Consider the following 19286-nt stretch of genomic DNA (forward strand, 5'->3'; position numbering starts at 1 on the left):
ATTTATTTTCACAACAATTCTACCGCCGTAAATTCGGTCTTTTCAATCCCGACCCGAACATTCGTGATAAGCAATTTTATCGTTGCCCAGGATTCGCCGCCCGGTGCCAATATATGCGGATCGACCGTCGTGGCGTCTAATTGAATCCAATCGCCCGGTTGCAGGTGCGCGTAGGCGAACCCGACCGTGGCGAATTGAACCTGATTATGCTCGTTAGCCCAGATACCGTCGCCGTCCGCCGCCGTCCCGTCGGCCTTGCGGATATAATGATTAGCCACATGCGCCGCCGATGTGCCGCAGATATTCGGCCATCTTAAATCAATATTGATTGTCCCGAATTTGCCCGCCGTCTTGGTGGTATTCTCAATGGTCGTCAGGTCACGATAGACATTGCCGTATTCCTGCTGATATCGTGATTCAATCGTGGCTTTGTTGGCGATGAATTTTGTCTTGATGACTCTGATTTCCGGCAGACCTTTATCGTCGCCGCATATCAGACTGGCCGGAATAGTTTCGACGATAGTGGGCACGATGAAATCGTTCAGGGGAATAAGATAAGCCTTGCCTGCCGCACTCCAGAAGAAGGCGAAAGTCGATTGTTCGGCCAACTGCTTGATGATGTCGAACAGGAGCATCTGATTTCCAGAATGAAGATTGATCCGCCCTTTGACGTTGGTATTTTCGGCGGCGGTAAAAGAAGTCATGTCAATATCGGCGTCAACCAGTCCGGCCTCATCACGCAAGAGCGATTCGATAATCCCCGACATATCCTCAATCATAAAATCATCGGCATAACTGGCCCCGCGCCCGGTAATCCATGAACCGTAAGTGCGACCCTTGCAGGCGGCAAAGGTCTTTTGAAAATCCTTTAGAACACAGAAGAATTTCACGCGGATTTCATAAATATAAATTACGGTTTGATTATCGGCCACGCCATCAGCCGAGGCCCAGGCATCCTTCTTAACGTATAGGCGCAGGAAGTTCGGCTTTTGAGTTTGAAGATTAGGAACAACACCAGAAGAAGCCCAACTGCCGGTGATGCCAATATCGTCTTCCTCTACGATAGTACCCGGGGTTTCATTTATTTCAGTCTGAATCCTAATTTTCGCTTCATCGGGCGTTCCCATCTGGGAAGTCGCCTTAACTTGAAACATCATGGCGCCAAGATCGTCGATATGACTGATAAGCCATGAGGCATCTTTTAATTTCCAATAACTGGCATGAGCGGTATATCCCGCGTCACCCGTATCGTAAGAGTCTTTGCCTTCGACATAAGTTGTATCGTCTAAATCGCGTCCGTTTTCATTGGCGAGATTTTGAGCAACACCGGCCTCGTCGATATATGCTCCTGCTTCCGGCATTGCCCATAAATCAAAAATTCCGGCACCCCATTCGGCGGTATAAAGAACGGCGGTTATATATCCACCGTCATCAAAATCGAGCGTTGCCAAAGAATGAATCGCCGGATGGGTTAAACCGGAAAAGGCCGACCATAGTTGTGTAATTTCCTCGCCGACATGATTAGCGATAACGAATTTTTGGCCCGGATTAATATCGACCGGGATAGCCAGAGCCAGACCCAACCCGGTATAATCAAAGTCATCGTCATCGTCCCCGGCCAGACTGTATTGGCCATAGGCGATAGGGATTTTCTGATTCAGCGATTCCGTCGGGGCATCGGCCCAGACGGACGATATGAGATTCTTCGGCAATTTGATATTCAAGAATTTCGACTTGTCGATGATGGTTAATTTGATGGTGTCCGCATCATATTCAAGACCCGGCTCGACATTGCCCACGAACCGCGCCAGACAATCATTCGGAAAGGTCGCAATCGTTTCGCCCGCGACTAAATAAACTATCGCCTCATAAGCCGTCACGCCGCCGAGGTCGTCCGACGGCCGTACCATGACACCGCTGGAGTTCATCCGATAAGGTGCATTAACCAGTTCGATATCGACATTGGCCACTTCCCAGGATTTCGTCGCCCAATCGAAACCTTCCTGAATCCCCGAAAAGGATTTTATCAGGGCATAGACAAAGGGCGTGGTCGGATAATTAAGGCGCATATTGACATCGGAGAAATAGTAATAGTTCGTACCGTCGTATAACTTGACGATGATATGGGATTGTATCCCGAATTTCTTGGCCTTGATTTCAAAGGCGGCATGATCCAACGGCATATCAGTACGTCTCCCCGTCCGGGATATAAGGCAATTCCTCGAACGTCACCGTCGGCATATAAATTCCAGAGGCGTTTTTAGCGTATCCAAAGGTTTCTTCGGCGAAATAACAAAGTTTGGCCGATACCGCCACATCATCCTCGATAAGGATAAGGGGCAACCTATTGCCCCGGCAATCCCTGTAAGCATCTCTTAAATATCCGAAATTGGTATCATCCGTAAAGCGGAACGTCCGGGGTTTGCGCGAAAGACCCTGTGACCGATAGGCCGTCCGATAGGGCCTGCCGCCCATAGATTGCGTCTGCCGATTGCCAAATAATTCCTCGTCGTTTTCCGGCCACTCGTTAGCGATTAAAGTCCAGGCGCGGCAGAACCAGACGCCGCCCAGACGCAAGGTCGTCGAATAAGATGGCCCGGTGGTATCTTCCGGCTCAATGCGAAAGCGCCAGTAGCGTTTGGTATCTTCGGTAAATGTGCCGTACAATATCGGGATAGTTAATTGATTGGTCATGGATACCGGCCCATAGGGGGTAACTTCGTAGCCGGAATCATTCGTGTCGTTTTGAATGCGAAAATCCCAACCGTCGCCGTCGGATTTATGGTCGGTTTTATAATTGTTTATAAATATAGCCACGGCGGAAACCGCTTTGGCTTCACCCAGATCAATATCGAGTTCATCTACGGCCGGGATAGCGGGCGACTGCCAGTATTTGTCGGGATTGTTATCGAGCAGGTCGTAATTATTATATCCCGCCGAAGTGAATCCGCGCAGGTGCAAAGCCTTTATCATCGGCCCGGTCGTAAGCAGTTTAATTGAATTGGACATTGCGTTTACCCGTCATGAGTTCACCGCTTATAGTCGATCCGATTTTCCCGCCGAGATTAACGCGGCTTAATTCGCCGGTTACGCCAGCCGCGAAGTGCTTGGCGAAGTCCTTGCCTTGCCCGGCCGCCATCCGGTCGTTAATGGGGTTATCAAAAAGGTTGCCGAGGATGGACAGGAACTTCGGCACGAATCCCTTTATCATATCTTCGATGCAAGCCTTAATGAAATATCGCATGAAGTCTTTGTGCATTTTCTGGAAGTTGACGGAGGAACCCATCATCATATCAGCCATAGACGACGAAAATTCCGACTGAAAATACCCCATAGCGGCGATTTTATGTTGATTGGCTTCCTGCCATGCTATATCATCTTCTCTGATGCGTTGCCGTTCGTAATCGTGATATATATTCTGTGCGGCATCAATTTCCCTGCCCCCGTCGATAACTTCCAATTTATAATTATCAAAATAATTCGAGGCTTCTCGAGTTAAGGACTTGGTGTCATCCCGAACTTGCACTGTTATTTCACTGACAGTATGGCCGACACCGCGCGAGGCGATAATCATTGCGTCATTGCGGGCTTTAAGAGCGGCCATAAGCCTATCAATGGCCAGTTCATATTGATATTCGGCATCCGTAGCCTCCTTGAATCTTTTAGAAAAATCAGCATCAGCCTGCTCATGGGCGATTCTTAATTGCTCCCCCAATTTCCATGCGGCATTGGACATTTCGATTAAACGTCTGTCAAGGTCGGTGCCTTGAGTGATAACTCCTATGGCTTTAATGAAATTCCAAATTCCTCCCCCGGTTCTATCTATTGTATCCATAACCAGATTGAATTGTTTAACCAAGAGAAGTAATTCGGGAATTAATTGTTCGCCGATGCTTTCCTTTAAGTCATCCCAGTTTTGTTCGAGTATTTTTACCTGACCGGCATAGGTATTCATTTCGGCCTGCGCCGCACCGCCGAATTTTCGATTAATCTGCTCTAACGCCATCTGAAATCGCTGACTCTTGGGAATAGATTCATCAAGGACAATACCATACCGAGATAACGTCGAAGTGAATCCCTCGGACGCCTTTGTCAAAAGTTCGACCGCCGAGTAATAATCCATATTGGTGCCTGCCGCAAGGTCGGCGGCAACACGCGAGATATTGAACGATTGCGTTAGACTATTCCCGGCGTCGATAAGGCGTTGGATACCTTCGCCGACCAGTTCGTCGGAAATCCCCCGGGTACGTTGCATTTCCGTGGCGAAATTCTTGATGGCGTCAATATTGCCCTTGACGGCGTAGTTGTGCCGTTTAAGTGAGGCTTCTACCCGATTCCAGGCGGCCTCGGATTCGGCGGCGGCATTGACGACGGACTTGACGGCAGAGGAAACCGCCGACCATGACAGATAAGCCAGACCGATATTCTTGATCGACTTCATAATGCCTTCCAGCGTCGGCGTGGCATTATCCTTTGCCCCGATAATCATATTGAATTGTTCTGATAATGTCATGGGGCAACCTCATCGGCTATCGCCTGCGCCCGATATGATTCGTCCTGAATTATCGTCGCCGCCTGAATCCAGATAGCGGGCAGGGCATAATAATCTTCGGGGTCGCTTATCCCGGACGGCCCGCCCGTAGCATTGAATAAACGCACTGCCTGAATACTGAAATCGTTTATCAGGGGGATGGGACAAATATCCAGAGTGCGGAGTATTTCAAGGTCGGGCGTAAAGGCATTGACCAGACCGCGCCATTCGGCCATCAGTCGGGGAACATCGGACTTGCCTATATCCCGACGGCCCAGGATACGATGCTTGACCGTTATCTTATCGGCCACCATCAGGCATTGATGTTTTTTACCCCGACAGCCCGCGCAGTCATAGTCGGCGGCCTTGTAATTCTTATCGGACTTGAACTGCACGAGCAACCTCAATTTTTTATTTCTTCCTCGCCGAGAAACGACAACTCCATAATCCGGGTAAGTATAATCATGCGCTGGGCCAGGACGATACGGGGAATGAGTTCCGGGGTCACTTCTTTGCCGTCAACCTTGACCAGATATCTTTCGATCAAGGCGTTCAATTCCTTAACGGCTTCTTCGTCGCCGGTTTCGCCGATGCGTTTATTGGCCATCCGGGAACGGATGATATCACCTTCGGACATCATGCGGTATTCTATCGGCATCCCCGCGAAATCGAGAGAATATATTTTATTGCGGTCGATTAATCGTAACGGCATCAGTACCCCCAATCAAGAGCATCGGCCAGAGCCACGGTGTACATCGCCTGTGAACTGGCCACGTTTCCGACAATAACGGCTTCGATATCCTCGGCGAAGATGCCGCCTTCACCGCGAACGCGGTTACACTTTTTGAGTTTGACGTAAAAGGTAAAAGCCAGATAACCGTCCACGCCGGTTGACCCCCATACCATAGTCACGGTACAAAGCGTTCCGTTCCGCAGATTGGCCTCGGCTGATTTAGCATTGGCATCATAATTGATCCGCGTCTTGAACGTGCCCTTGCGAACACCCAGATGAAAAGAGGCAAAATCCCCGGTGGCCTGCCCCGCCGGGGTCGTTTCGATAGTGGTCTCCCAGTCAATATCGCCTAAAACGGTGATGGTCTGGGCACCGGCCCCGAAGTTTATTTGCATCGTCATATCGTTGGCATGGAACCGACTGATGGCCGACCGCGCCCACGTGCCCGAAGGATTGGCGTTAGAAACGACGGCCCCGCGCCCGCGCCATGATTGCACTGCTTCGAGATAGCCGTTCACCGGCAATTTGAAGGCCAGTTTTTCGGTGCCGATGCAATCCTTGACTTTAAGAGAGTTCGAGGCATCGGGTGCTTTGAAAACGAAACTGGCGAATGACCCCGCATTGGCCGTAAAGTCCGGCTGGGTCGCATGAAAGGTAAAAGTCTTTTGATATGGAGTAGTCGCGCCTTCAGTTACGTTTTGGGTATGGGCATAAAGTATTGGTGCCAGTTCCGCTTTGACCACGCCGTTAGGAGTGCTTACCTCGAAACTGGGTAAGGAACCTTTGGTATCGGCCTGATGATTCATGGCGTCGTCGCTACGGGTTCCGGTTAGTGCCGCATCGCCTTCGCGTTGCTGAACATCTTCGTTCAATTCAAAAACCTTGACATTCAATTCGAGGGCATTGCCGGCATCAGCCGTAGCCGTGCCCCAGACGGCTTGTTCGGGAACCTCCGGGGTGCCGGATTTTAATATACCGACCTTACAATCGGATATATCATATGTAACCAGGGTCATTATTTGACCTCCTTCTTATTCGACTCATCTTTGCTATCCGGTACAATATCGACGATACCGTAAATCAACAATACTGCAATAGTATCATCGTCAACATCAACTATCCGTCCGGCTTGCAAGGCCCGGTAATCCGTCCGCGTTAAAGGATGTAGGACGCTCAAGCGATAGTCCTTGAATCTTGGCTTGGCTTTTATCTTCATATCCGCAAACTCCTATATTTGGGCATGGTCAATAGTAATCTTAACGGTGACCTTCATCTGGCCGCCCAATGTTCCCGATTCGGGAAACTCCAGACCGGTCTGATGGTCGGTAATACTGAATATCCGATAACCATCGGCCAGATTCAGCCGGGCCGACAGATAATTATCGAGTGAATTAAGCAGTCGCGCATTCTTGGTGGGATCATGCCAACGGTCGATATAGTTGGTGTGAACGCGAATGCTGAAATCCAGATAATAGTTGAAAATGACTCCGGGCATCTGGCCCAGACTATCGCGGGTGACACCGATCAATTCTATCGAAACGCCGTTAAGGAGAATCGGGATGGTGTGATGACTATCGTAGGCATAGGACAATTTCGGATCATAGCCGGTCGCCATTGCCGTAATCATGGCGTCAAGGTGGGCTTTTAGTTTATCCCGCGCCGTCTCGAAGGCAGTATAAGTGCCGTAAATTTCGGACATATCAGGCCCCGCTCTTTGGCGAATAATAAATAATTTCTATCGGCATCTGTGCGGCGGCGGTATTCTCATGCTGGGACAGATAAACATTTTCGATTGACAGGGGCATGATCGAAAGACAGTTGGCTCCCAGCGCAGGCGAACTGTCAACATAGTTTTCGATATCATCCGTAAATTCATCGAGGCCCTGGGCCAAAAGGCTCTGTAAGCGGATGGTGGGAATAAGGGTCAGACTTAATTGCCAGAGTTTGTCGTCCGCATCCTCGGCCAGCAAAGTCTTGCCTATTTCGACGACGGCGATAAAGGGCACATCTTTAGCGTCGGTATCATAGGGAATCTCATAGCGTTCCACCAGTTTAACGTCAGTAGCATAACCCCGCGCCTTCAAGATTGTTTTCAGACCGGTCACGAGATTATTTATTATGGTTCCCTTGACGCTCATTTTAACGGTTCCACCAGTTTCTTGATAATGGCATCGGTGATATTTTTCTTCTCATCTTTAAAGGTCGGCATCAGGTACGGCCGGGCCGGTATTCTTGTGGCATAGTTGCGTCCGGTCATGCCGCCGAATTCATGTATCCGGGCATAGACGATATTGGGGCCGACGCGAACCTGATAGCCGTTCGAGACCTTTTTGGCCCCGCTCTGCGGATTAACGGCAATCGACCGGCGAAGCGTGCCCGTGCGCGAACGCAGATCAGGATAGGGCGAACGTCCTTTGATATGCAAGGTGCCCCCGCGCTGGAGCCGCTTCTTTAAAGCGCGTTCCATGATGCGCCCGGCGGTCTGCAAACCGCTTGACAGATTCTTTTGCATATCGCGGGTCATCTTACGGAGTTTAATCGACTCCGTTTTGTTATCGCCTATGGATATCGTGATTTCCATGTCAGCGCAGTCTCCGATATTTGCGGACGATTTCGTTTACGAATTCCGGTATCTTGTCAGTCGAAAACGTAACCGTCTGATCGCCGAAGGTCTTGCTGGATTCGCCATGTAAATTCTCGGTGAACTTTTTCCGTTTCACCGCCACCAATTCCATAACGGCCAATTTAAGGTCAGAGGGCACGACGGCAACGGCATATCCGTATTTGTAGGATATCTTATAACTCCGATGCGTCCGCAGGGAAAAGATACCGCCGTCCGTGAAGAATAGTTTACCGCTATCGTTATCCTGGGCAAAGGTCGTACCCGTAAGATTCTGCCACGTCATTCCATCCCAATAATAAATATTCGCAATGGTCGTGGTCAGGGGCGCATACTTGGTGTAATGCGATTCAGTGCCGTCGCCCTCGAAGTATTCGTCATAAGCCGTCGTCGGGGTTATGAATTTCCGGCGGCAATGGTCGGCGATAAACTGCGAGGCGGCATTGATTAGATATTCCAGCATGACATCATGCGAAACATCATCTTCTGGAATCTCCAGATATCGCCGGGCTTCGTCCAGCGTAACCAATGCCAGGGTAGTATCGAGGCTCATTATCTTTTCCGCTTCTTGCCGGTATCGCTTTCGCCGAATCCTTTATTTTCGGCATCGGTTTCATTCATGGCCTTTTCATCGGAGAAATCGTCGGACGATTCCGGCTCGAAATTATCCGGCAGGTCGGCCAATAACTGCTTTCCCTTTTCATCGGAGAAATCGTCGGACGATTCCGGCTCGAAATTATCCGGCAGGTCGGCCAATAACTGCTTTCCCTTTTCATCGGAGAAATCCACGATATCGCCCGGCAGGAGGCGATAGCCATCCCCGGAATACATGGTCAGGGTCTTGGTCTTTTTGAATTTCAGTTTCATAATCCTCATATCTCCTTTTTTCAAAGGGCGAACCCTGTTAAAGGCCCGCCCTTCCGTACAGACGCCCAACTATGACGTGGCGACGTCATATCCGATACTGACGATATCTTCCGCAGAGGCCGTAAAGACGGGTTGGAAATCAAGGCGGTGATAGGCGATGATATCGTAGACATCGTTAATCGCATCGCGGATGATTTCCATTGTCAGGTCTTTCCAGATACCGTACATGAAGGCCGAACGGTTGACGCAAAGCACGATACTCTTGGTCATAGTAGTGCCGTCGTAGATACCTGCGGCATTGTAGGTATCGAGGACGAATTCGCTTTGCAGGATAGAGGCCCCCATATATTTGGCCAGTTCACCCGTTACAACCACAGCCGACGGGCCGTACTTATCAATGGTCATAACGTTTTTCATTTGCGTCGGGTCGAGGAAGCGCAGAAGGTAGGTCGTCAGGCTGGTCAGCCAGAACCAATCCTGCGGGGCGGCGGCATATTTGCCGCACTTGGCCCGGAGCGCATTCAGGTTGGTAGGGCTGAACGTGGACAGGTCAACCTTGTTTGCCGCCTGGCATAATTGACGATATCCATTCCAACAATACCGGGCATCGGTCGCACCGGGAATATCGCCGGTGTCATAACTCGTCCCGGCGGCATCGTCCCCGGAAATAGTTGCTTTATCCACGGCGCGGGCAATCGAACGGGAGACCTTCATCGAGATATAATCGAACATCGAAACGATAAGGTCTTCATCAGCCTCACCCGAAAACTGCGTCCGGCCCCGCAATTTCTCGGCAGTGAAGGTCACGTTGGCCGAACCGGGGGTTTGCTCCGTGCTATTGAACGCACTGATAACCGCCGTAGTCTGGGCCGCACGAGTGGCCAGAGTATCGGCCCCTTCGACCGGCAGAACCTGGCTGGCTTCGGTCATCGGGAACGACGGGTGCATAGCCGCCACAACAAGATTCTGGCGCACCATGTTAATCAGACGCGAGGAATACCCAACGGGCAGATATTGCGAGCCTTCGTTGGAGGTCGCGGTATCCATTGCCTTCGCCATGACCTCGAATTCCTTGAAGGACTGGAGGGTTTGTAGACGTTTCTCGCGGGGCAGGCTGGCATAAGAGGCGTCGCCCGACTTGATTTTCATGGCATCGACAAGCAGGAGCATATCGTTCATCCGACGAAGTTCATCGACGTTCTGGAACTTCTCCTGCGTGAAGACGCGCTTCAACCGGGTATCGTCCATGACCATCAACTGCTTGATGTCATAGGGCGACTGATTCAGGTTGCCGTAGAGGATTTTGGACGATTGGTTGGCCTTGATAGCCTCGTTCAACTGCTGAACGGCGTTGGTAAAATCCTTGAAGATTTTATCGACGAATTCCTTTTTCTCGGACTCGGTTCGATCCAGCCGGTCGGTCAGTTGCTTTTGAAGCCCGGCGACTGTCGCCACTTCATTTTTGACTTCTTTGACCGTCACCTCGATGGGAGTAAGGGCGGCATTAATTTCTTTTTTGATGGCATCAGGTTCCATCTCATGGTCTCCTTTTGGATATGCCGCCCCGCCCGGCGACGGATTATTTTTGAATGATTTCAATTCCAGATTTTTGGCTTTTGCGATTTGGAATATCGCTTCCTCGTTCATGCCCAGATTGACGACGGAAACCTCGATGAGCATTTTCAATTTAGTGACAAGGCGCCCGCCGTTATCCAACGGTTGCGTCGTTTCGGGAATGAAGGCGAAGGAAAACGAATTCAATACCGCATTCTTTACCAGCGTGATGATATCCTGGCCACGGTCTTTCGTCGGAAGAATTTGCACCTTACCCCAGAGGCCCTTATCGGGAATGATATCCAGTGCGAGCGTTTTCCCGATGGGCAGGTCGCTGATATTGTGCATAAACAGCAATATCGGCTTCTGGAGATACTTTTGTATAACGGGAGCGAAGGCATCGGGTTCGATTACGTCGCCGATATAGTCGGGACTCTTGGTCGATACCCAACCCTCGATTATGAGGGAACCGTCGGGCTGATCGGCCAGTTTGAATTCCGAGCCGGCCACGGGCCAGGACTTAATGCACGCCTGCCACTCCGCCTTTATGTCTTTCGGAATATCCAATTCTAATTCTTCCTCGCCCCGGAATAATCGCTTTACCTCGCGTTCAAAACCACGGCGTTGGTGTAATATATTTTCCCGGCATTACGCGCCACGGTATAATCCGAATCGTTCATGATCATCAAGAGCCGCCCATAAATGACATCACCCAACACGCTGTCATCGGGGAAGTCGAAATATCGCGTCTGAATCTTGGCGACGCCCACGCCCGGATTGGCGAAGGTCAAAGTGCATATCAGTTTTTCATAATTGCGATAGGGATTATTCCAGGCCGTATAAATATACCAGACCACCGAATCTTTCGAGGTGTCGGCGTAATCATTGGCCGCCGACCCGGTATCGAGTTTGCTGATATAGCAACTGAATATTCCCTCGACATCGGTAGCCCCGAATAAGTCGTTAAAGTAAAATAACGGTGCTAATCCGGTGCCGACCAGTGAATCGGTCTGGGTCGTTCGGGCCGCCGTGGTATCGACGGCTTTGCTCGACACGTAACTATTGGAATAGCGCGAGCCGTCACCCGTGATTCCCTTATCACTGGCCGTCAGGGATACCAAGAGGGCGATGAAGGCCACCAGCGCAATTACGGACAATCGTTTCAACATTACAAAATACTCCTTCGCCCCGGATGGTTATTTTATCACCGGCATAACAGTGCATCTGCAATTTATGGTTTCTTCGGGCGGCCCGGCAGGATCACCGGGATAACGCAGGGCCACACCGCCGATATCGAAATTATTATTTATCCCGACCTTCTGGCCATCAGCCGCCATGTGGCTTTCGCGCGTATCCCCGTCGATAGTCGCCAGCCATTCTTTTTCTTCAATGCCCGCCTGACCGTAACCCATAACGGTGCCGCCATTGACCGCCGAGGCCATTTCCGTCCGGGCAATAGTCATGGCGCGCGCCTGCGTGACGGTATCGCCCTTTATCCATCGGGCATAGGTGTCCCGGATATTCTTTTCCAATTCCTTCGCCGACCAGCCTTGTTCATACGCTTCCTGCAATAATTGTTTTATTTTTTCGTAAGATTTATCGTTAATCGTTTCGATGCGATTCATCAGTAATTCGATACTCTGCCGTACGTTGGGATTGTTAATATTGAAATTGAGGCCAAACCCCAATTCGTCCATTGCCGCCTGCCCCGACTCATAAACCGTTTTGCGAACGTACTGTCCGCCGTCGGTGCGTAAGATTTGGTTCTCGGTGCCCCGATTGAATATTTTCGACGATTCGTTTTCGGCATCATCCTGCTTGCCCGCCTTGAATTCGCAGTCTATTTGAAACAGCCAGGAATTCAGAAATATTCCGTTTTGCGTAATGCTGTTCAGGGCGGTGATTACGCGATCACGCTGTTTCGTGAAATAGGCGGCCATGACTTTGGCGAAGGCGCGCTCTTCACGCCGCACGCGCTTATCGAACCGTTGCCATTTTTTATAGCGGGGGGACGTGCGGTTTCTTTCCGCCTTATTTTGACCTTCCGGGGCGGGAAAGGTCTTTTCATCATCCCCCCTCGGTTCGTTGTCCAAATCCTCGTCATCGGTATTATCACTGAAACCGGACGGTGCAATCGACCGCAATTCATCGGCGGCGGGATTGTTATCCGCCGGGGCCAGGCCGACTTCCTTACGCGCTTCATTAGGTGTCATCACCCCGGCAGTTACCAGCGTGCCCAGATAAGTCGCCAGTTGCACCCGGTCATCCTGCAGGGCCTTGACGCCGGTATAATTAAACTTGAGGGAGTGTTCTTCGTCGAAGTGGCGCCATATCAGTTGCGTGTTATAGGCTTCTTCGATAATCCCGCAAATGGGAATCAGAGTATTTTCCCACCACGACCGCTTTTGAATCATGGCGTTGGCGTAAGATGCGAATTCGAGAACCCCGGCCTCGGACGGCGGGACGCCGAAGTATCCCAAGATTTGCTCACGATTAAGTTTCAGGCCCTCGATATACATCATGTCGCGGAAGGACTGCACTATCGGCACCGGCTCCACGCCCGGCGGTAGAACGCCTGCCCGATGTTGCCGCTTCGACCCCCTATGTCTTTCTTCGAGGGATTTCAGAAATCGCTTTTCGTCTTCTTCGGTCGGGAAGGTATTGGAATTCTTGAAGAATATTTCCGGCACGGCATGATTCTCGAACCATTGTTTATTATAATCAATCGCATACTGGTCGGTGCGGATTATCTCCTGCGCGGGCCGTAAAGGATTAACCCCCTTGAAGGGGTCGCTCATGTGATAATTGCGGGCATGGACTATAGCCTCGAAGGGATAGAATATTTTCCGTTGCATCGGATCGAACACATACCCCGTCGCCTTGCCGCTCACTTTGTCGCGCAGAACATCCATCATCCAGGGTAATTGCGGCCAGAGTTCGAAGGCATTGCCATCCGTCGAGAATTTATCGAGAATCAGATAAGCGTTGCCGGTCAGGAGTAACGATTGCACCATGTGGACGATAATTTCTCTTTGCGAATGAAAGGTATTCGGCTTATTGATTATGGCGTTGGCCGGATGCCCTTCGTCGTCCTCGAATACCTCTTTGCCTTCGGCAACAGTCTTAACCTTAACCGACAATGGCAGGCCGCCGATGCAGTTCAGGATAAGGCGCATGGCGATAGCGACGTTGATATCAATGCGGTCGGCCTGATTGATATCGAATACCTCGCCCGTGAATATGACGGGACGACCGCCGACATAGACGATGGTTTGATGCACCTCGCCATCGTTTGCCTTGTGCCCCGCCAACCGTTGCATTATGCGATTAATGATATTCATATTCACGCCCATTTTACTTCGTAAGCAGACCGGCCCCAGCCCGCTATCTTGGCCGCCATGTGAACATAGTTTTCCGCGTGGAAGAAGTGGTCGGGCTGTCCGCCCTCTGTCCAGACGAACACCGGCACCGGCTTACGCTTCATATCCAGTACCCGGGTGGAGGCCATCATGTGCCGGGCGAAATCACCGTTACCAAGCGAGCGGACATTCTTCGGATACATGACCCGCTGGGACAGGATGCCCGCCACCATATCATCAAGCGATTCGGTGCGATTGGCTTTCAGAATATGGTCGTCCCGGTTGATGATATCGCCGCCCGTCCTGCCTTCTTTGGTATATTCGCAGACAAAGAAGCGTCCGTGCTTCTTGGCGTATTCCCGCGCCTTGTGAATTTCAGGCAGAGCATCAATGACCCCGACGCAAGAATTGAACCGCTGTCTCACTCGTTCAAGTTCTTCCCAATCGGGCACGATGCCCCGGAATAACGCCCGTCTGCGATTCTCGACAAAATCATCAATGGCTACGTGCAAGACGGCCCCCACGTCCACGCCCATAACCGACCATGAGGCTGTCGGCCCCATGAGATAATCGCCTTTGCACTTATCCAAGTCGGTAAAGGTCAGTTGATCGCCCTCGCCGGTGTAGGGCAGACCCAACTCGGAATTGTAAAAGAGTTGCTTCTTGGTCTGATTGATCAAGGCTTCCTGAAACCGCCGCCAGAGTTCGTCGGTCGTAATCTGATTCGTGAACAGTTTGCTGATATGATAGCCCGATGTTTGACAGCCGGATTGTTCGGCCACCCATTGCCCGACGCTATGGCGGTCGAGAGGCTTATTACACCGGCGGCAATGGGGAGGGAATCCATCACCGCCGGGCACCGCAAACAGCACAGACTCAAGGGAAGACAGAGAAGAAAAGCCTACCGGAAGGTAGGAGTTATCGTCGGTCTTATGCACGAAATTGACGAACCAGTCGAGTGGTTGCCATTCGTTGCAGGCCGGGCACTTGATATGCCATTCTTTTTTATCGGACTTTTCGTATTCGGCATGGATACCACAACCGGATACGGTCGGATTAGCAATCTTGAGGATAGTCGGATTCTTGGCCGAGGCCAGACGGTCATAGGCCATTGCCAGATTATCCTGATCGCATTCGTCGAATTCATCGACGATCAAATCATCGGCGGGAAATTCCTTGAAACCCATCCGCACGTTGGAACCGACGAACTTGACCACGCCGTTGAAAATGAATTTCAGCCCGGTATTGTCGGTGCCGATGCACCCTGCCTTGTAAAAGGGCACGTCGGACAAGAGCCGGTCGATACGGTTATTGACGACATCGTTGCGGACTTCGAGGGTCGGCAGGACGTATAAGACCGAGCGGCCCATACGTAGTTTCTGCATTAGTTTGACGATGGCATATTCCGTAACGCCGCACTGCACCGACTTGATAATGACCATAAGGGGGGAGTGGTCGCGGTAGATATCGAGCAACCACGGCTTGTCGCCGAGGGTCATATCCTCGCCGCGCGTCGAACGATGCTGAAACAGGGCAATCGCCAGTTCCGGTTCGAGGCGTTCAATTATCCCGGCTGATTCGACCAAATATCCGAGCAAGGTCGCCCGTTCGGGATTTGAGTTGTTCGTCTGTACGGTCGGCAAAATTATTTATCTCCACTGACGTGATATAAGTATTTCCGGTCTTACTCAGGGCCGCGACGAGGCGGTCGCCGATGCTATTTGTCTCGGACTGCGCCGCCCGGAGTAACTGCGCCCGGATATATGCTTTTTTATTTTTGCGATAGAGATTCTGGATTTCGTTAATCCGCCAGCCCTTCTGGGCTATTGGGGTATTTTCGAGAATATCGGAATTAATTTTGACTACTTCGTCGAGGATGGCTTTGCGGTATTCGCGTTTGTAATATGCGATGTTTGGAATTTCGATTGAGAACCCGAATTTTTGATTGAACTCGCGGGCGATAGCCTTTAACTCTATCGGCTCGAAGACGGCTTCAGCAAGACGCCGAACGATCCACTGCTTGTGCAGTTCGTCTAATTTATTTTTTATTGCGCCCAGTTAAATGTCAATAAGCCTAACGCGGCTATCTCCTTTCGCGGGTTAAGGGGTAATAAAGTTTTATGCAAAAAGCAAGAAGATTTTTTATTACCTATCCCAAATTGCGCCCAATCAGGCTTATAACGACGATAGTGGCACCCCCGGCAATAGCCTTAAGTGTTTTTCTGATATTGGCTTGGAACAATGCCTTATCCCGATGGATATCTCGCGCCATATCCTGAATGACGGTAAGTTCGCAGTTGATTTTTTCTATCGCCTCCGCGCAAATATTCGCCTCGTGAAGCAAACTCCAGGGTATTACCGCCGGATTATCATCGGCGTGATTATCGAGGAATTTTTGATAGTTCATCAGAAACATTTTTTCGTAATGGGAATCGACTGACACCATCTGTCGCTGAATTTCTTCAGGCAGTATACACAGTGCATTGAGCAGGGATCGCGCTTTCATGAGGTCGTTGTATTCCCTGGTAGTGCGATACGCTTTACGGTCGTCAGTGGATAATAATTTATCCGTTTTCCATATTGCACTATCAATAGCGCAGAGCATCGGGTCGGCCACCTCTCTAATTTCCTTTATCATTTTTCAACTCCTTTTCACATTCGTCGATAATCGGTTGCATGATACCGGCGGGATATCCGCATTCGATAAGCAGGGCTTCGATGGCTTTGGCCCAGGGTAATTTTTTCTCAAAATCGACTTTATAGCCGGGGCCGGTTTTATTAAAAATAATCTGGTGGGGATATCGGTCGGATATGATTTCGGCTTTTTTGAGGAGTTCGTCCGAGGGTTCGATTATTTGCACTTTTTTATTCCGGTCGATGAAAACGGATGGGATTCCAAACCGGGGTTTGGATTTCCCGTCCTGATCCGGTTCCTGATTCCTGATTCCTGAAGAAGCGTTAGCTAAATTCCCCCTTGGGGGGGTAGGGGGGGATATTCTCTTCTCTTCTCTTCTATACTCTGCTCTGTGTGACATTTTACTGACATATTGGCGACCATTTTGGTATGTTATATCCTCCCTTATCCATTCAATTTCTGGATATCTATCCGTTATACCGCATACGATTATACGGCCATCATCGCTTATTTCTAACAAGCAATTTTGTCGCAATTTTGCCACGCTGTTTTGGCCAGACCTTGTATCTTGGCCGCTACGACGGGACAAATTTGCAACATTTTTGTGGTTGGGGAGCACTTCCCGCTTACATGCCAGGGCCGCTTGACAAGCATAAAAATAGAAGGATTTCACCGCCGCCTTTTCGTTACAAATCCGATCATCATTCCACCAAAAGTCTATTGTTTCAATCGTGAATTGCCCGGCCATTTTTCGCCGCCGCCGATATGAATTAGAGTCCGCCATAAAGACCTATTAAACGGCCCCAGGCCGCCGGCGGCGTGTGCAAAACCCGGAGGTTCGCCGCCTTTGGCCCAGGTGCCGCACTATCTGTTTATGGTAAATTGGTTTTGCACAATACCACGATATTATATTCAATAATCAATGTCAACAAATATTTTAAGATCATAGAAGTATCTCCTGTGCGAGTCTTTGTTTGGCAATCTCACAATACTTTTCCCCTATACGGATGACCATTATCCGGTTCTGCCTCTGTTACTTGATAAGAACAACTATGAATTGATTTGCCGACATCGTATGGTTTTCCATAATATAATATTGGCTGAAAATCTCCCCTACCCCATAAATGAACACCTACCGATGCGGGCATATAAAAACATCCCATCGCATCCGATGGTGGATAATTATTTACATTAATGAAACCAGGCGTCAGAATCACACGCTGTCCCATTTTAATACACAATCTAATGGCGGGCACGCAATTATTTATAACATAATCTTGTGTATCCTTAAATCGCGTATATCTATTTTTATGTAGGCGACTATTACTTATCGAACCTTTTCGTATTTCACCTATCCCATATGGCGGGTCGGTCAGCACCAAGTCCACTTTTTCGGTTATCAGGGGCAGGATTTCGAGGCAGTCACCACAATAGATGACCCCTGCCGGCTCCTTGTAGTAGATGTATTTATCGAGTGGATTCATCGTTCTTTCCTATTACCTTAAGCTTTCCCTCGGAATCCGTTCCGTTCAGATGGATCATATTATTCCCCTTCGCTCTTTGCCGAATCCACGGCCTTCTTCACCCCGGCGCACAATTCATATTGCTCCTGATAATACTCCATCCGACTCCCGTAATAATTAGCCTTCCATATCAGGGTCATAATCCATCCAGCCTCCAACAGGCATAGTGCAATCAGCCCCCACATGACGACCCGGTTTACTTTATAGGTGATGGATTGCCACATAAATCGTTCCTCCCTGCCAATCTTAAATCCTCCACCATCCGCCGAATCCTCGTGTCGTCGAATCCGGTCAGATTATCATAATTGTAAGCGAATATCGTTTTGCCGTTCACGATCAAGGTATATCGCTTCTTCTGATTATTGCTGACTATAGGCCAGCCGGGATAAATGCGGGCGATGGCCTGTCGCAGGCGATAAACGTAACGATGCTGATTGTACCCGGGTTCAATGTCGAGAATATGGATTCCCTCGGCACCGAATTTATGCCAGCCCCAGACCAGGCGCAAAAAGTAATAAAACATTCTGCCCTGTAACCAGATCGGCCGCCCGTCGATTCTGATGAGATACAGCGAAAACGAATGCGACAGCCTCGCCTCGCCGTCAATGGTAATCGTCTGCGGTATTCTCATGCCTTCCTCCACGCCAGTTCGTTATATTCGTGGTCATCAAATATGCGGTCAGTAGCACGGTTATAAATCACCGTCCACGTAGGCGGCTGGCCATCTTCGATTCTCCATATCTTCCCCTCGTTCATCAAGAGATGAGGCTTATCAAGCGCCCTTTCCTTTATCTCATCATCGACGCCATAAAAACTGCACGTAAGTTCCCATGTGCCCCAGGACTTAAAATAGAAGGGCACTCCGAACTGTCTGCATTTATCTCGGACGGGCATCACCCACCAAGGCCATAAAGGTCTGGCCTGTTTCCCCGTCTCCCCGCCGACGATGACCTGATTCAATTTCGACAACCATTCGTCTTCCAGAATAACCGGCCCCAAGCATGGTTCAATCGACAACCATGTTTTCCAGCCCTTATCGGCAAACTTCATCAAATGGGGAATCCGTGCATCCGCCGTCGCCTGGTCGGAGACGGAGGTGCCAAGGTAGAAATTAGGAAAGGGTCTAATATCCTCAATGCTGTCCCTTAAATATTCCGGCCATTTAGTCAGTACAAGAAATATATGCGGATACTCCCTATATGGTACGCCCAAGAAAGATATTGCTTCTTGAACATCTGATGGATTTACGCTCGGATGGGCAATATCAGCCAGCCAATTAAGGGCATATACTTTTGGTTTGCCTCGGAGAGGTATATTGACATCCTTGATAATCACCTCCCCCGGCTTCAAATAAGGGTGGAACCGCTTTAGTATGTTCTTTGCCCAACAATCCCTGACCTCGCACGTGCAGTTAAGATGCACGATGGGGTTGATCGCCGCGTCCCAGTATTTGCCTGATTTCAT

The 19286-nt window shown here is 50.0% G+C and carries 22 protein-coding genes; all 22 read right to left on the reverse strand.

Annotated elements, in window-relative coordinates; translation table 11 throughout:
* Positions 1-8: 8 nt before the first annotated feature.
* The gene (locus PHW53_04665) at positions 9-2183 is read right to left on the reverse strand and encodes a hypothetical protein (GenBank protein MDD4995723.1); all 2175 of its coding nucleotides are present in this window, start codon (positions 2181-2183) and stop codon (positions 9-11) included.
* A gap of 1 nt (position 2184) precedes the next feature.
* Positions 2185-3009, reverse strand: coding sequence for a hypothetical protein (locus PHW53_04670; protein MDD4995724.1), 825 nt, complete (start codon positions 3007-3009; stop codon positions 2185-2187).
* Positions 2993-4489, reverse strand: a complete 1497-nt coding sequence (locus tag PHW53_04675; protein MDD4995725.1) for a hypothetical protein — start codon at positions 4487-4489, stop codon at positions 2993-2995. Before PHW53_04675 ends, PHW53_04670 begins: the two co-directional genes overlap by 17 nt.
* 20 nt (positions 4490-4509) lie before the next feature.
* On the reverse strand, positions 4510-4926 hold the full coding sequence (locus PHW53_04680) for a hypothetical protein (protein MDD4995726.1): 417 nt from the start codon (positions 4924-4926) through the stop codon (positions 4510-4512).
* Positions 4927-4934: 8 nt separating this feature from the next.
* Positions 4935-5243 carry a hypothetical protein gene (locus PHW53_04685; GenBank protein MDD4995727.1) on the reverse strand — a complete coding sequence of 103 codons (309 nt, stop codon included), beginning with the start codon at positions 5241-5243 and terminating at the stop codon, positions 4935-4937.
* On the reverse strand, positions 5243-6280 hold the full coding sequence (locus PHW53_04690; protein MDD4995728.1) for a hypothetical protein: 1038 nt from the start codon (positions 6278-6280) through the stop codon (positions 5243-5245). The genes PHW53_04685 and PHW53_04690 overlap by 1 nt, the downstream gene beginning before the upstream one ends.
* Positions 6280-6480, reverse strand: coding sequence for a hypothetical protein (locus PHW53_04695; protein MDD4995729.1), 201 nt, complete (start codon positions 6478-6480; stop codon positions 6280-6282). The genes PHW53_04690 and PHW53_04695 overlap by 1 nt, the downstream gene beginning before the upstream one ends.
* 12 nt (positions 6481-6492) lie before the next feature.
* Complete coding sequence (locus PHW53_04700) at positions 6493-6963, reverse strand: hypothetical protein (GenBank protein ID MDD4995730.1); 471 nt, start codon at positions 6961-6963, stop codon at positions 6493-6495.
* A 1-nt stretch (position 6964) separates the two neighbouring features.
* The gene (locus PHW53_04705) at positions 6965-7402 is read right to left on the reverse strand and encodes a hypothetical protein (protein MDD4995731.1); all 438 of its coding nucleotides are present in this window, start codon (positions 7400-7402) and stop codon (positions 6965-6967) included.
* Positions 7399-7788: an HK97 gp10 family phage protein gene (locus tag PHW53_04710; protein ID MDD4995732.1), complete on the reverse strand. Its 390-nt coding sequence runs from the start codon at positions 7786-7788 to the stop codon at positions 7399-7401. The genes PHW53_04705 and PHW53_04710 overlap by 4 nt, the downstream gene beginning before the upstream one ends.
* Before the next feature lie 58 nt (positions 7789-7846).
* Complete coding sequence (locus PHW53_04715) at positions 7847-8437, reverse strand: phage gp6-like head-tail connector protein (GenBank protein MDD4995733.1); 591 nt, start codon at positions 8435-8437, stop codon at positions 7847-7849.
* Positions 8437-8751 carry a hypothetical protein gene (locus tag PHW53_04720; GenBank protein MDD4995734.1) on the reverse strand — a complete coding sequence of 105 codons (315 nt, stop codon included), beginning with the start codon at positions 8749-8751 and terminating at the stop codon, positions 8437-8439. Before PHW53_04720 ends, PHW53_04715 begins: the two co-directional genes overlap by 1 nt.
* Before the next feature lie 69 nt (positions 8752-8820).
* A complete protein-coding gene (locus tag PHW53_04725; GenBank protein ID MDD4995735.1) occupies positions 8821-10872 on the reverse strand; it encodes a phage major capsid protein in 2052 nt (683 codons plus the stop codon).
* A 32-nt stretch (positions 10873-10904) separates the two neighbouring features.
* Positions 10905-11474: a hypothetical protein gene (locus tag PHW53_04730; GenBank protein MDD4995736.1), complete on the reverse strand. Its 570-nt coding sequence runs from the start codon at positions 11472-11474 to the stop codon at positions 10905-10907.
* Between the two features lie 27 nt (positions 11475-11501).
* On the reverse strand, positions 11502-13646 hold the full coding sequence (locus tag PHW53_04735; GenBank protein ID MDD4995737.1) for a phage portal protein: 2145 nt from the start codon (positions 13644-13646) through the stop codon (positions 11502-11504).
* A 2-nt stretch (positions 13647-13648) separates the two neighbouring features.
* Complete coding sequence (locus PHW53_04740) at positions 13649-15307, reverse strand: phage terminase large subunit family protein (protein ID MDD4995738.1); 1659 nt, start codon at positions 15305-15307, stop codon at positions 13649-13651.
* Positions 15308-15813: 506 nt separating this feature from the next.
* On the reverse strand, positions 15814-16302 hold the full coding sequence (locus PHW53_04745) for a hypothetical protein (GenBank protein ID MDD4995739.1): 489 nt from the start codon (positions 16300-16302) through the stop codon (positions 15814-15816).
* The gene (locus PHW53_04750) at positions 16286-17083 is read right to left on the reverse strand and encodes a hypothetical protein (GenBank protein MDD4995740.1); all 798 of its coding nucleotides are present in this window, start codon (positions 17081-17083) and stop codon (positions 16286-16288) included. Before PHW53_04750 ends, PHW53_04745 begins: the two co-directional genes overlap by 17 nt.
* A gap of 199 nt (positions 17084-17282) precedes the next feature.
* The gene (locus PHW53_04755) at positions 17283-17783 is read right to left on the reverse strand and encodes a hypothetical protein (protein ID MDD4995741.1); all 501 of its coding nucleotides are present in this window, start codon (positions 17781-17783) and stop codon (positions 17283-17285) included.
* 59 nt (positions 17784-17842) lie between these two features.
* Entirely contained in the window at positions 17843-18046 is a 204-nt protein-coding gene (locus tag PHW53_04760; GenBank protein MDD4995742.1) for a hypothetical protein, read from the reverse strand.
* Positions 18019-18453 carry a hypothetical protein gene (locus PHW53_04765; GenBank protein ID MDD4995743.1) on the reverse strand — a complete coding sequence of 145 codons (435 nt, stop codon included), beginning with the start codon at positions 18451-18453 and terminating at the stop codon, positions 18019-18021. The genes PHW53_04760 and PHW53_04765 overlap by 28 nt, the downstream gene beginning before the upstream one ends.
* Positions 18450-19286, reverse strand: an 837-nt coding sequence (locus PHW53_04770; protein ID MDD4995744.1) for a DUF5131 family protein, incomplete at its 5' end; no start/stop codon positions are given. The genes PHW53_04770 and PHW53_04765, both read right to left, overlap by 4 nt.

It is taken from the genome of Patescibacteria group bacterium (assembly GCA_028710985.1).
Lineage (GTDB): Bacteria > Patescibacteriota > Patescibacteriia > JAHJFT01 > JAHJFT01 > JAQTTB01.